Here is a 13,715-nt window from a genome sequence, read left to right on the forward strand (position 1 = left end):
CGATTTCCCCGACCTTGCAGCGAACGACCGGAAAGATCGCATGATCGACAAGCTGGAATTCTTCATCGCGCTCGCCAGGGAGGAGCATTTCGGCCGGGCGGCGGAGGTATGCGGCGTCACCCAGCCGACGCTGTCGGCCGGCATCAAGCAGTTGGAAGGCCAGCTTGGCGTCATGCTGGTTCTGCGCGGCTCGCGCTTCCAGGGGCTGACGCCGGAGGGAAAACAGGTGCTGGTGTGGGCACGCCGCATCGTCGGCGACACCAGGACCATGCGCGAGGAAATGCGCGCGGCGCGCCACGGACTTTCGGGCCGTATCCGCATCGCCGCCATCCCGACGGCGCTCGCCATGCTGCCGCGGCTGACGACGCCTTTTCGCGAAAAGCATCCCGGCGTCACCTTTTCGGTGTTGTCGCGGACCTCGATCGAGGTGCTGTCGCTGCTCGGCAATTTCGACATCGATGCCGGCATCACCTATCTCGACAACGAGCCGCTGGGGCGGGTGACCAGCGTGCCGCTCTATGACGAGCGCTACCAACTGATCACCGCGATGGGAAATCCCTATTCCGACCGCGACAAAGTGACATGGGCGGAGCTCTCAAGCCTGCCGCTGTGCCTGTTGACGCCGGACATGCAGAACCGCCGCATCATCGATCAGCATCTGGCTGAAGCCGGCGTGCAGGTGCGACCGACGCTGGAATCCAATTCGATGATCGTGCTGTTTTCGCACATCCGCACCGGCAAATGGTCGTCGATCATGCCACTCAACCTGGCGGAAACATTCGGCTTTTCCGAGCCGATCCGGGCCATTCCAATCATCGAACCAGACGCCAGCCACACGGTCGGCCTGGTGGCGACACCGCGCGAACCGCACACACCTTTGGTCTCGGCGCTGCTGGACGAGGCAATGGCGCTGGCGGACGATTTCCATGCCAACCGTTCCGCTAGACAGAGTTAGCCGAACGGAACGATAGAGAATTTCTATCGTTCAACGAAACCGCTTTATTGATTTCAGAGGTTTTCTCTGTTTTCTTAAGCACTTAGCGATAAAGCGGCACGCGCATGTCGTTGTTCCAAAACAGCTTGATGCTTTTGGCCGATATGTGTGGGTCGCTACGATAGGGAGGGCGCTGCATGACAATGCAGCCTGCAAGTACCGAGATCACGTCGCGCACGGTCGCGATCATCCAGGAGATGAAGGGCCTCGAAGGCCCGTTGCTGCCGATCCTCCACGGCATCCAGGAAGAGTTCGGCCATGTGCCCAAGGATGCGCTGCCGGTCATCGCCGAGGCGCTGAACATTTCCAGGGCCGAGGTGCACGGCGTCGTCAGCTTTTATCACGATTACCGCAGCCACCCGGCAGGCCGGCATGTGCTGAAGCTCTGCCAGGCGGAATCCTGCCAGTCGATGGGTTCGGACGCCATCGCCGCCAAGCTGAAGCAGCTGCTGGGCATCGGCTTCCATGAGACGACCCGCGACGGTTCGGTGACGCTGGAGCCGGTCTATTGTCTGGGCCTTTGCGCCTGTTCGCCCGCCGCAATGCTGGATGGCGAGGTGATCGGGCGGCTCGATGACGAGAAGCTTGACGAGATCGTTGCAGAGGTGCGCTCATGATCCCGCGTATCTACATTCCCGGCGATTCCGGTGCACTGGCGCTCGGCGCCGAAAAGGTCGCCAAGGCGATCGCCGCCGAACTCGCCGAGCGCGGCATCGAAGCCAAGATCGTGCGCAACGGGTCGCGCGGCGCCTATTTCCTCGAGCCTATGGTCGAAGTCGCGACAGCCAATGGCCGCATCGCCTATGGGCCGGTCAAGCCATCCGACGTCAAAAGCCTGTTCGACAGCGGCTTCCTCACCGGCGGCCACCACAAGCGCTGGCTGGGCGCGCCGGACAAGATCCCCTTCCTGGCCAAGCAGACGCGGCTGACCTTCGCGCGCTGCGGCGTCACGGATCCGCTGTCGCTGGAATCCTACAAGAAGCATGGCGGGTTGAACGGGCTGACGAACGCGCTGGCGCTGACGCCTGCCGCCATCGTCGCCCAGGTTACCGAATCGGGCCTGCGCGGGCGCGGCGGCGCCGGCTTCCCGACCGGCATCAAGTGGAAAACGGTGCTCGATACCGCAGGCGACCGCAAATACATCGTCTGCAACGCCGATGAGGGCGATTCAGGCACCTTCGCCGACCGCATGATCATGGAGGGCGATCCCTTCGTGCTGATCGAAGGCATGACGATCGCCGGTATAGCCGCGGGCGCGACGAAGGGCTTCGTCTATGTCCGCTCGGAATATCCGCATGCGGTGGCGGTGATGAACAAGGCCGTCGAAGTGGCCCGCAAGGCCGGCGTTCTCGGCGCCAGCGTGCTGGGTTCACCCTACGCGTTCGACATGGAGATCCGGGTCGGCGCCGGCGCCTATGTCTGCGGCGAGGAGACGGCGCTGCTCGATTCGCTCGAAGGCAAGCGCGGCATGGTGCGGGCAAAGCCGCCGCTGCCGGCGCATAAGGGGCTGTTCGGCAAGCCGACGGTGATCAACAACGTCATCAGCCTAGCCTCTGTACCCATCATCATGGACAAGGGTGCGGCCTACTACAAGGATTTCGGTATGGGCCGCTCACGCGGCACGATCCCGATCCAGATCGCCGGCAACGTCAAATATGCAGGGCTGTTCGAAGCCGCTTTCGGCATGACGCTGGGCGAGATCGTCGACGAGATCGGCGGCGGCACGGCCACCGGGCGGCCGGTCAAGGCCGTGCAGGTCGGCGGCCCGCTCGGCGCCTATTTCCCGCGCGCGCTGTTCGACACGCCATTCGATTATGAAGCCTTCGCGGCCAAGGACGGGCTGATCGGCCATGCCGGCATCGTGGTGTTCGACGACACCGCCGACATGCTGAAACAGGCGCGCTTTGCCATGGAATTCTGCGCCATCGAGAGCTGCGGCAAATGCACGCCCTGCCGCATCGGCTCGACGCGCGGGGTCGAGACCATCGACAGAATAGTTGCGGGCATCGAGCCGGAGAAGAACCTCGCTCTGGTCACCGACCTCTGCAACACGATGAAATTCGGTTCGCTGTGCGCGCTGGGCGGCTTCACGCCCTACCCTGTGATGAGCTCGATCACCCATTTCCCCGACGACTTCAAGCCCGCGCCCGTGCGCGTGGCTGCCGAATAGGAGCTGGCAGATGAACATCAAGGCCGACTTCCCTTCCCTCGTCGAAGAGATCGACTACGGAACCCCGCAATCGAAGGCGCCGAAGCAGGTCACGCTGAACGTCGACGGACGCAGCATCACCGTGCCGGAAGGCACTTCGATCATGCGTGCGGCCATGGAAGGCGGGGTCGAGATCCCGAAGCTTTGCGCCACCGACATGCTGGACTCTTTCGGTTCGTGCCGTGTCTGCCTTGTCGAGATCGAAGGACGCGGCGGCACGCCGGCATCGTGCACGACGCCTGTCGGCGAAGGCATGATCGTGCGCACGCAGACCGAGCGGCTCGATGCCATTCGTCGTGGCGTCATGGAACTCTACGTCTCCGATCATCCGACCGGCTGGAATGAAACGGCCGGAACTGGCGGCAGCGAGTTCGATGCGGTGGCGAAGTCCATCGGCCTGACCGAGAACCGCTACGGCATCGAGGGCCGCAACCACGTCAAGCCGGAAGGTGGCGTGGCGCCTGGCCATGGCTCGCTGGCGGTCGACTACATCGCCCGCGATGAATCCAACCCCTATTTCACCTATGATGCCTCGCAATGCATCGTCTGCTCGCGCTGCGTGCGAGCTTGCGAAGAGGTGCAAGGCACCTTCGCGCTGACCATCGAGGGACGCGGCTTCGAATCCCGGGTTTCGGCGGGAATGCACGAGGCGTTCATCGATTCGGAATGCGTGTCCTGCGGCGCCTGCGTGCAGGCCTGTCCGACCGATGCGCTGCGCGAGAAGACGGTGCTTGCCAAGGGCCTGCCGGAGCGCTCGGCTGTCACCACCTGCGCCTATTGCGGCGTCGGCTGCTCGTTCAAGGCCGAGGTGAAGGGTGACGAAGTCGTTCGCATGATGCCCTATAAGGAGGGCAAGGCGAACCACGGCCATTCCTGCGTCAAGGGCCGTTTCGCCTATGGCTACGCCACCCACAAGGACCGCATCCTGTCGCCGATGATCCGCGAAAAGGTCACCGACCCGTGGCGCGAAGTGAGCTGGGAAGAGGCGATCGCCCATACGGCGAAAGAATTCCGCCGCATCCAGTACCAGTACGGACGCACCGCAATCGGCGGCATCACCTCGTCGCGCTGCACCAATGAGGAAACCTACCTCGTCCAGAAGATGGTGCGGCAGGGTTTCCGCAACAACAATGTCGACACCTGCGCACGCGTCTGCCATTCGCCGACGGGCTACGGGCTCGGCCAGACCTATGGCACCTCGGCCGGCACGCAGGATTTCGATTCCGTCGACTTCACCGACGTCGCCGTCATCATCGGCGCCAATCCGGCTTCCGCTCACCCGGTGTTCGCCTCGCGCCTCAAGAAGCGGCTGCGCCAGGGCGCCAAGCTGATCGTGCTCGATCCGCGCCGTACCGAGATGGTCAAGTCGGCCCATATCGAAGCGGACTACCACCTGCCGCTGAAGCCAGGCACCAATGTGGCCGTGCTGACGGCGCTGGCGCATGTGATCGTCACCGAGGGCCTGTTCGACGAAGCCTTCATCCGCGAACGCTGCGACTGGACGGAGTTCCAGGATTGGGCATCGTTCGTCGCCTTGCCGGAAAACAGCCCCGAAACCGTCGGCAAATTGTCCGGCGTCGATCCCGAGCTGATCCGCGGTGCCGCGCGGCTCTACGCCACCGGCGGCAACGGCGCGATCTATTACGGCCTCGGCGTGACGGAGCACAGCCAGGGTTCGACCACCGTGATGGCGATCGCCAATCTCGCCATGGCCACCGGCAATATCGGCCGGCCCGGCGTCGGCGTGAACCCGCTGCGCGGCCAGAACAACGTGCAGGGCTCCTGCGACATGGGCTCGTTCCCGCACGAACTGCCGGGCTATCGCCACATCTCCGGCGAAGCCGTGCGCGATATCTATGAGACCTTGTGGGGCGTGAAGCTGGACGACGAACCCGGCCTGCGCATCCCCAACATGCTGGATGCCGCCGTCGACGGCAGCTTCAAGGGCATCTACATCCAGGGCGAAGACATCCTTCAGTCCGACCCCGACACCAAGCATGTCGCCGCCGGCCTTGCCGCCATGGAATGCGTCGTCGTGCACGACCTCTTCCTCAACGAAACGGCAAACTACGCGCATGTCTTCCTGCCGGGCTCGACCTTCCTGGAGAAGGACGGCACCTTCACCAATGCAGAGCGCCGCATCAACATGGTGCGCAAGGTTCTTGAGCCGAAGGCGCGCTACGCCGATTGGGAGGCGACGCAGGAACTTGCTCGCGCCATCGGGCTGGACTGGAACTATCAGCATCCTTCCGAGATCATGGACGAGATCGCGATGACGACGCCGAGCTTCGCCGGCGTCTCCTTCGAGCTGCTCGACCGTGTCGGATCCGTGCAATGGCCTTGCAACGAGAAGGCGCCGCTCGGCACCCCGATCATGCACATCGATGCGTTCGTGCGCGGCAAGGGCAAGTTCATCCGCACCGAATATGTGGCGACCGACGAAAGGACGGGGCCGCGCTTCCCGCTGCTGCTCACCACCGGCCGCATCCTGTCGCAGTACAATGTCGGCGCGCAGACAAGGCGCACCGACAACAGCATGTGGCACTCGGAGGACCGGCTGGAGATCCATCCGCACGATGCCGAAAACCGCGGTTTGCGCGACGGGGACTGGGTCCGGCTGACCAGCCGCTCGGGCGAGACGACGCTGCGCGCGCTGATTACCGACCGGGTGTCGCCCGGCGTCGTCTACACGACGTTCCATCATCCGGACACGCAGGCCAACGTCATCACCACCGACTTCTCCGACTGGGCGACCAACTGCCCGGAATACAAGGTGACGGCGGTACAGGTCGGCGCCTCCAACGGGCCGTCGGAATGGCAGCGCGACTATGACGAGCAAGCCAAGCAGAGCCGGCGCATCGCATCTTTGCAGGCGGCGGAGTAGTCTTGAGCGCGCGCCGCAAAGCCACGACGCAGGTATCGCGGCTGGCGCACCGCGCGGTTGGGACGACGGCCGCGAACCGCATGGTGCCGGAAGAGACGCCGGTGGCGTTCTCCTTTGCCGGCACCACGCATGCGGTGATGATGGCAAGCCCGGCGGATTTCGAGGATTTCGCGCTCGGCTTCTCGCTGACTGAAGGCATCATCGCCTTGCCTGACGAGATCGAAGCCATCGAGGTCGAGGACCATGGCGCCGGCATCGACATTCAGATCCGGCTGAAAGACCGGGCCAACACACGTTTCGAAGCGCGGCGGCGAAGGCTCGCGGGTCCGGTCGGCTGCGGGCTCTGCGGCATCGAATCGATCGAGGAAGCGATGCGCTCGGTCGATGCGGTTGGTGCGTTAAAACTTACGCTTGATGCCGACGACATCGTCCGCTCGGTCAAGCTCCTCTCTAAGGTGCAGCCGCTGCACACCGAGACCGGAGCGGTACACGCCGCCGGTTTCTATGTGCCTGGCAAGGGCATCGTCATGGTGCGCGAAGATGTCGGCCGTCACAATGCGCTCGACAAGCTGGCCGGTGCGCTGGCCAAAGCCGGCATCGATGGCGCATCCGGTGCTGTCGTGGTGACATCCAGGGTTTCGGTCGAAATGATGCAGAAGACGGCTTCTATCGGCTCGGCCTTCATCATCGCCGTCTCGGCACCGACCGCTCTGGCCATCCGCACGGCGCAAGAGGCTGGGATGACGCTGGTGGCGCTGGTTCGCGGCGACGATTTTGATATTTTCACCCACCCCGACCGGGTGGTTTGCGGAGTTGCCAAGCATGTCGCATGACGAAGAACACATTATGAGCACCGCCGAGAAGCTGGTGCGCATGGCAAACCAGATTGCCGATTTCTTCCATTCCAAGCCGCGCGAGGAAGGCATTGCCGGCGTCGCCGAGCACATCAACAAGTTCTGGGAGCCGAGGATGCGGCGGCAGTTCTTCGAAATGCTGGACGACGGCACCGGGAACTTCAACGAGTTGGTGGTGGCCGCCTCCGCCAGGATCAGGCGGCCGATCACGCCGGCTGCGGCCGACCTCAAACTCGGACTCGAGCCCTCCCCTGCCGACGTCGCCGTCTCGCAGGAATAATCGCCAAGCCGCGCCGGATTACATTCGTCATCGCTAAAGTTTAAGCTGCCGCAATCGGCGCTGTTCTGCTATGGTTTGACGATCAGAAGTCGTCAGGCCGGGATGGAAATCTCGTGAGGCCGATCGAGACGCGATACGCCCGTAGCGGCGATGTGCGGATCGCCTATCAGGTGGTCGGGCAGGGATCGTTCGACCTGGTCTTCGTGCCGGGCTTCATTTCCAACCTCGACCTGCAATGGGAAGACGAGGGCTATACCAGGCTCTTGAAGCGGCTTTCGGCATTCTCGCGGCTGATCCTGTTCGACAAGCGCGGCACGGGTCTGTCTGACCGCGTCGACACGCATAACCTGCCAAGTCTCGAAACGCGGATGGACGATGTGCGCGCGGTTATGGACGCCGCCGGCAGCGGCCGTGCAGCCCTGCTCGGCTCCTCCGAAGGCGCGCCGATGGCGATGCTGTTCGCCGCCACCTATCCGGAGCGGACGCGGGCGCTGGCGCTCTATGGCGGCTATGCGCATTTCCACAAATGGGTGATGTCGCCCGAACGCCTCGACGCTTTCATCGAGATGGCGGAGACAGCCTGGGGCACTGGCGCCACGCTGCCCCATTTCGCGCCGAGCCGGGTCGACGACGCGCATTTCACCCAGTGGTGGGCACGTTTCGAACGATTGTCGGCGAGCCCGACGGCGGCGGCGGCGCTGGCGCGCATGAACGCCGACGTCGACATCCGCCACATCCTGAGCGTGATCAGCGCGCCGACGCTTGTGATTCATCGCCGCAACGATGCGCGGGTCGACCCCGATGCCAGCCGCTTCCTTGCACAGAAGATCCCCGGTGCCCGGCTGGTCGAGATTCCCGGACGCGACCATCCGATCTGGACCGGCGATGTCGATGGGGTGGCCGACCTGATCGAGGAATTCCTGACCGGCGAGCGCGCCGTGTGCGAAGTGGACCGCGTGCTGGCCGCACTGCTGGTGACACGCATCTACGACACGGCGCGGCTCGGCGACCGCATGTGGAGCGAACGCAGCCTGCGCTTCCAGGAAACCTGGCGGCTGCTGGTCGGGCGCCATGGCGGGCGTTCTGCGGGCCTGCATGGCGAGTTGATGATGTCGCGCTTCGATGGCCCGGCACGCGCCATTCGCTGCGCGGCAGCGCTGCGCGAGGCGGCGCAGGAAATCGGCGTGGCAAGCGCGCAAGGGGCGCATGTCGGCGAGATCGAAATGCGCGGTCCGCCCGTCGGGATGACGGCGCGGGTGGCGATGCAACTGGCCGCCCATGCCGGCCGCGGCGACATTATCGCGTCGCGTCTGATCGCCGATCTGGCGGCTGGGTCGGGCCTGCATTTCACCGACGCCGGGCGCATCAGCGTCGACGAGTTGGAGGAGCCGCTGGCGCTGGTCCATGCGACGTCCGAACAGCATCTGGAACCCGCCTGCCGGCCCAAACCCAAACCTGCCGAGCCGGCCGCATTGACGGCGCGCGAAAGCGAGGTGGTGAGCCTCGTCGCCGACGGCAAGAGCAATGCCGCGATCGCCGCCGAATTGAGGCTGAGCGAACACACGGTCAAGCGCCATGTCGCCAACATACTGCTCAAGCTGGACCTGCCGTCGCGGGCGGCGGCGGCGGCGTTCTCAGTCAGGCACCCTGGCCCGCACGGGCCATGAGAGCCATGGCGCTTTCGGGGGAAGCGGCCTTGGGCGGGTAAGCGCTATCAATTCTCTCCATGCAGGCCAGGCGGATGTCGCCGGGAAGGTGCTGCGAACGGAGGAGGAAATGCTGATATCGAACCGGACACTCAAATCGCTTGTGATAGCGGCAGGCATTGGAGCGCTGTTCGCCAGCGCTCCGGCAAAGGCCGAGGACGCGTCCGCGGCGGCGACCTACAAGGACATCGAGGCGACGCTCGGCTCGGTGCCGGACATGTTCAGGACGCTGCCGGATGTGGCCGTTGCCGGCGCCTGGGCCGAGATCAAGGGCGTGCAGCTCAACCCGAAGACGGCGCTTGACGGCAAGACCAAGGAACTTTTGGGCCTCGCCGTCGCGGCGCAGATCCCGTGCCAGTACTGCATCTATTTCCACACCGAGGCGGCCAAGCTCAACGGCGCCAGCGACGAGGAGATCAAGGAGGCGGTCGCGATGTCCGCCATCGTGCGCCACTGGTCGACGATGCTCAACGGCAGCCAGGTCGATCTGACGACCTTCAAGAAGCAGGCCGACGACGTGTTCGCGGCCGTCAAGGCGAAGTCGCAGTAAAAACCACTGCCTGGCGACAAGCGCCGGGCAGCACTTCGACCATCAACCGCCCGGAAGACGGGCCAATGGAGGATGACATGCTGACCAAGACCCAAACAGTGGATGGCGCATCGATCAAGAAGGCCATCGAAACCCGTGACGGCAAGATGCTGTCGAGCTTTTACGCCGAAGACGCGCTGGTGCGGGTGATCGACCGCAACAACCCGCCGAGCAAGCCGCGCGAGATCCGCGGACGCGCGGCGATCACCACATTCTGGGACGACATCTGCAGCCGGGCGATGACCCACAAGGTCGACACCACCATCGCCGACGGCGACAGCCTCGCCTTCACCCAGGCCTGCGCCTATCCGGACGGCACCAAGGTGTTCTGCGCGGCGATGCTGGAGCTGAAGGACGGGCGGATCGCAAGGCAAACCGTCGTGCAGGCCTGGGACGAGTAGGTCAACCATGGAGCTGTCCATCCCGACCGAATCGGGATGGGGCTCTGTTTAACCCCTGGAGGAGAAGACAATGTTCAGCGCCAGATGGCAGATCGACGCCAAGTTCGGACACAAGCAGACCGTGCTCGACCTGTTGAAGAAATGGGAACGCGAGATCGGCTCGCAGGTCGGCCTCGCCGAGCTGGAGTTCCAGATCATGACCGGTTCCATCGGGGCGCGGGAGGCGACGGTCGAGTCCCATCACCAGGTCGAAAGCCTGGCCCAGTTGGAGGCGTTCTTCGCCAAGATCGGCAAGATCGACGCGCATGCCAAATGGGGCAAGGAGATCGAGCCCTATGTCGTGTCGGGCACCAGCCTGTGGAATATTTATCGCATTGTGGAGTAGCGACTCTTCTCCCCGTGAACGGGGAGAAGGGAAAATAGCCACGCCCGGCCCTTCGCAGGCTCCGGGCGTTCGAAGCTCGAGAAGCCAAGCAATTGGCTTTTCGTCCGCTACGCGGACCACTTCTCACCCATGCGCAATCATCACATGGCGCACGGCGGTATAATCTTCGAGCGCGTACAGCGACATGTCCTTGCCGTAACCGGACTGTTTCAACCCGCCATGCGGCATCTCGTTGGTCAGCATGAAATGGGTGTTGATCCAGGTGCAGCCATATTGCAGGCGGGCAGCCGTCGCCATGGCTCGCGAAACGTCCTTGGTCCACACCGATGACGCCAGGCCGTAGTCGCTGTCATTGGCCCAGTTCACCGCCTCGTCGACTTCCGAAAACCGAGTGATGGAGACAACCGGTCCGAACACTTCGCGGCGCACGATCTCGTCTTCCTGCAGCGCGCCGGCAACGACAGTCGGCTGGTAATAGAAGCCGGAACCCTCGCCCGGCTTGCCGCCGGTGGTGATCTCTATGTGCTTCAGTTCCGAGGCCCGCTCGACGAAGCTCGACACGCGGTCGCGCTGGCGGCGGGAGATGAGCGGGCCGATCTCGTTTTCAGTGTCGTCGGGACGGTCGTACTTGATGGTCGAGACGGCCGAGGAGAGATCGGCGACGAGTTTGTCGTAGATCTTCTTGCCGGCGTAGATGCGGCAGGCGGCGGTGCAGTCCTGGCCGGCATTGTAATAGCCGAAGGCACGCAGCCCGCTGACCACGGCGCCAAGATCGGCGTCGTCGAAGACGATGACCGGCGCCTTGCCGCCGAGTTCGAGATGCGTGCGCTTGACCGATTTTGCGGCTGCCTGCAGCACCTTCTTGCCGGTGGCGACATCGCCAGTGATCGAGATCATGTTGACCTTGGGATGGTTGATCAGCGTGTTGCCGACACTGTCACCGCGGCCGAGAACGACATTGACGACGCCTTCGGGCAGGATTTCGGCAAGGATTTTTGCCAGCTTCAGCGCCGTCAGCGGCGTCTGCTCCGACGGCTTGAAAACGACCGTGTTGCCGCCGGCGATCGCCGGCGCCAGCTTCCAGGCCATCATCATCAGCGGATAGTTCCACGGCGCGATGGAAGCGACGATGCCGATGGCGTCGCGGCGGACCATCGAGGTATGGCCGGGAATGTATTCGCCAGCGACGACGCCCCGCATCGAACGGACGGCGCCGGCGAAGAAACGATAACAATCGACGATCGCTGGGATTTCGTCATTGAGCACGGCATTAATCGGCTTGCCGCAATTGAGCGCCTCGAGCGTGGCGAATTCCTTGGCATCGGCTTCGATGCGGTCGGCGATCTTCAGCAAATAGCCGGAGCGCTGCGCCGGCGTGGTGCGCGACCACAAGACGAACGCCTGTTCGGCGACAGCCACCGCCGCCTCGACCTGCGCCTGGCTGGCCTCAGGCAGATTGAGAATGGTCGCCCCGGTCTTTGGATTGAGGATCGGCTCCTCGGTCTCGGTGCCCTTCTCGAATTTCGAGCCGATCAGCATCTGGGTGTCCATTGGATTCTCCTTTGGCAGGAGCGAATAGGGAGTAGCTGAAAGCGAGTAGAGTTTGACCGTCGATCTTCCCTATTCGCTATTCGCTACTCCCTATTCGCTGTTTTTCATTTCCCGCTTCCCGCGATCTGGTCGCCGTCACGGGTGAGGTAATAGGCGGCAAGGATCGGCAGCAGCGTCACCAGCATGACGACCATGGCGACGACATTGGTGACCGGGCGCTGGCGCGGACGGATCAGTTCTTCCAGCATCCAGATCGGCAGTGTCTGCTGCTGGCCGGCGGTGAAGGTGGTGACGATGACCTCGTCGAAAGACAGCGCGAAGGCCAGCATGCCGCCGGCAAGCAGTGCCGTGGCGATGTTGGGCAGCACGACATGGCGGAAGGTCTGGAAACCGTCGGCGCCGAGATCCATCGAGGCCTCGATCATCGAACCGGAAGTGCGGCGGAAACGGGCGACGGCGTTGTTGTAGACGACGACCACGCAGAAGGTGGCGTGGCCGAGCACGATCGTCCAGAACGAGAATGGGATGTCGGCCAGCGAAAAGGCCGAGCGCAGCGCGATGCCGGTGATGATGCCGGGCAGCGCGATCGGCAGGATGACCAGCAGCGAGATGGTTTCGCGGCCGAAGAATCTTGTCCGCGACACCGCCGCCGAACAGAGCGTGCCGAGGATCAAAGCGATCGCGGTCGAGATCGCGGCAACCCTGACCGACAGCGACAGCGCCTGCCAGACGTCGGGCCGGTTCCAGGTGACGGCGAACCACTGCGTGGTCAGCCCTGGCGGCGGCCAGACGAAACTCTTCTCCTCGGTGGTGAAGGCATAAACGAAGATCAGCAGGATCGGCAGGTGCAGGAACAGCAGCCCGCAGGCGGCGGCTATCTTCAGGCCGATCGGAGCCGATTGGGAACCATCAGAGCGCATCGAAGGCCCCCATGCGTTTGGCGCCCCAGAGGTAGAAGCCCATGATGACGATCGGCACCACGGTGAAGGCGGCGGCGAGCGGGATGTTGCCGGCGGTGCCTTGCTGCGAATAGACCGCCTGGCCGATGAACAGCCGCGAAGTGCCGATGATCTGCGGGATGATGTAGTCGCCGAGCGTCAGCGAGAAGGTGAAGATCGAACCGGCGACAATGCCCGGCAGCGCCAGCGGGAACAGCACGTTGCGAAAGGTCTGTCCCGGAGAGGCGCCGAGATCGGACGAGGCCTCGACCAGATTGCCCGGCACGCGTTCGAGCGCTGCCTGAACGGGGAGGATCATGAACGGTAGCCAGACATAGACGAAGACGATGAAGGTGCCGGTGAACGACACCGACAGCGAATTGCCGCCGACGATCGGCAGCGACAGCCATGCGTCGAGCACCCACAACAAATGCAGCTTGGCGAGCAGCCAGGTGAGGATGCCTTCCTTGGCCAGGATCAGCTTCCAGGCGTAGATCTTGACCAGATAGCTCGACCACAGCGGCAGCATGATGCCGAGATAGAACAGCGCCTTCCAGCGACCGCGCGCATAGCGCGCCGCGTAATAGGCGATGGGGAAAGCGATGACGGCCGAGGCCAGCGTGACCAGGGCCGCCATCGTCACCGTGCGCAGGATGATGTCGAGATTGGCGGCCTGGAACAGGTCGCCATAAGTCTTCAAGGTGAACTCGCGGTTGATGAGGCCGGAAAACTCGTCGATCGAGAAAAAGCTCTGCGCCAGCAGCGCAAACAGCGAGCCGATATAGACGATCCCCAGCCACAGCACCGGCGGCAGCAGCATGAGCAGCAGCAGGACCTTCGGCTTGCGCCAGAAGAGGTCCGACAGCGCGCCGCGCAAACCGCCGCTACCCGGCAGGATGGCGGGCGCTGTTGCACGCATCATGG

At 63.7% G+C, this 13,715-nt stretch carries 12 protein-coding genes and 2 pseudogenes; 11 read left to right on the forward strand and 3 right to left on the reverse strand.

The window, feature by feature from the left end:
• Positions 1-40 precede the first annotated feature (40 nt).
• The 11 genes and pseudogenes from MESCI2_RS0129885 (at position 41) to MESCI2_RS0129935 (ending at position 10,302) form a co-directional block, all read left to right on the forward strand.
• Complete coding sequence (locus MESCI2_RS0129885) at positions 41-955, forward strand: LysR family transcriptional regulator (RefSeq protein WP_027039670.1); 915 nt, start codon at positions 41-43, stop codon at positions 953-955.
• 176 nt (positions 956-1,131) lie between these two features.
• Complete coding sequence (locus MESCI2_RS0129895) at positions 1,132-1,611, forward strand: formate dehydrogenase subunit gamma (protein WP_027039671.1); 480 nt, start codon at positions 1,132-1,134, stop codon at positions 1,609-1,611.
• On the forward strand, positions 1,608-3,164 hold the full coding sequence (locus tag MESCI2_RS0129900; protein ID WP_027039672.1) for a formate dehydrogenase beta subunit: 1,557 nt from the start codon (positions 1,608-1,610) through the stop codon (positions 3,162-3,164). The genes MESCI2_RS0129895 and MESCI2_RS0129900 overlap by 4 nt, the downstream gene beginning before the upstream one ends.
• 10 nt (positions 3,165-3,174) lie before the next feature.
• Positions 3,175-3,538, forward strand: a pseudogene (locus MESCI2_RS1000000139360) (2Fe-2S iron-sulfur cluster-binding protein); the annotation flags it as partial.
• Positions 3,539-3,597: 59 nt separating this feature from the next.
• A pseudogene (fdhF, locus tag MESCI2_RS0129905) lies at positions 3,598-6,087 on the forward strand (formate dehydrogenase subunit alpha); the annotation flags it as partial.
• 2 nt (positions 6,088-6,089) lie between these two features.
• Positions 6,090-6,920 carry a formate dehydrogenase accessory sulfurtransferase FdhD gene (gene fdhD, locus MESCI2_RS0129910; RefSeq protein WP_027039674.1) on the forward strand — a complete coding sequence of 277 codons (831 nt, stop codon included), beginning with the start codon at positions 6,090-6,092 and terminating at the stop codon, positions 6,918-6,920.
• The gene (locus MESCI2_RS0129915) at positions 6,910-7,221 is read left to right on the forward strand and encodes a formate dehydrogenase subunit delta (protein ID WP_027039675.1); all 312 of its coding nucleotides are present in this window, start codon (positions 6,910-6,912) and stop codon (positions 7,219-7,221) included. The genes fdhD and MESCI2_RS0129915 overlap by 11 nt, the downstream gene beginning before the upstream one ends.
• A gap of 113 nt (positions 7,222-7,334) precedes the next feature.
• Positions 7,335-8,888 (forward strand): alpha/beta fold hydrolase, encoded by a 1,554-nt coding sequence (locus MESCI2_RS0129920; protein WP_027039676.1) that lies wholly within the window; start codon positions 7,335-7,337, stop codon positions 8,886-8,888.
• Between the two features lie 109 nt (positions 8,889-8,997).
• Positions 8,998-9,477, forward strand: a complete 480-nt coding sequence (locus tag MESCI2_RS0129925) for a carboxymuconolactone decarboxylase family protein (RefSeq protein ID WP_027039677.1) — start codon at positions 8,998-9,000, stop codon at positions 9,475-9,477.
• A 77-nt stretch (positions 9,478-9,554) separates the two neighbouring features.
• Positions 9,555-9,917, forward strand: coding sequence for a nuclear transport factor 2 family protein (locus tag MESCI2_RS0129930; protein WP_027039678.1), 363 nt, complete (start codon positions 9,555-9,557; stop codon positions 9,915-9,917).
• A 70-nt stretch (positions 9,918-9,987) separates the two neighbouring features.
• Positions 9,988-10,302: a hypothetical protein gene (locus MESCI2_RS0129935; RefSeq protein WP_027039679.1), complete on the forward strand. Its 315-nt coding sequence runs from the start codon at positions 9,988-9,990 to the stop codon at positions 10,300-10,302.
• A 123-nt stretch (positions 10,303-10,425) separates the two neighbouring features.
• Here MESCI2_RS0129935 and MESCI2_RS0129940 read toward each other — a convergent pair whose 3' ends face one another.
• The 3 genes from MESCI2_RS0129940 to MESCI2_RS0129950 all read right to left on the reverse strand — a co-directional run bounded on the left by MESCI2_RS0129940 (position 10,426) and on the right by MESCI2_RS0129950 (position 13,713).
• Positions 10,426-11,853 carry a gamma-aminobutyraldehyde dehydrogenase gene (locus MESCI2_RS0129940; protein ID WP_027039680.1) on the reverse strand — a complete coding sequence of 476 codons (1,428 nt, stop codon included), beginning with the start codon at positions 11,851-11,853 and terminating at the stop codon, positions 10,426-10,428.
• Positions 11,854-11,957: 104 nt separating this feature from the next.
• A complete protein-coding gene (locus tag MESCI2_RS0129945; protein WP_027039681.1) occupies positions 11,958-12,773 on the reverse strand; it encodes an ABC transporter permease in 816 nt (271 codons plus the stop codon).
• Positions 12,763-13,713 (reverse strand): ABC transporter permease, encoded by a 951-nt coding sequence (locus MESCI2_RS0129950; protein WP_197031622.1) that lies wholly within the window; start codon positions 13,711-13,713, stop codon positions 12,763-12,765. Before MESCI2_RS0129950 ends, MESCI2_RS0129945 begins: the two co-directional genes overlap by 11 nt.
• Between the last annotated feature and the right edge of the window lie 2 nt (positions 13,714-13,715).

Origin of the sequence: Mesorhizobium ciceri WSM4083 (assembly GCF_000519305.1) — a bacterium.
Taxonomy (GTDB): domain Bacteria; phylum Pseudomonadota; class Alphaproteobacteria; order Rhizobiales; family Rhizobiaceae; genus Mesorhizobium; species Mesorhizobium ciceri_B.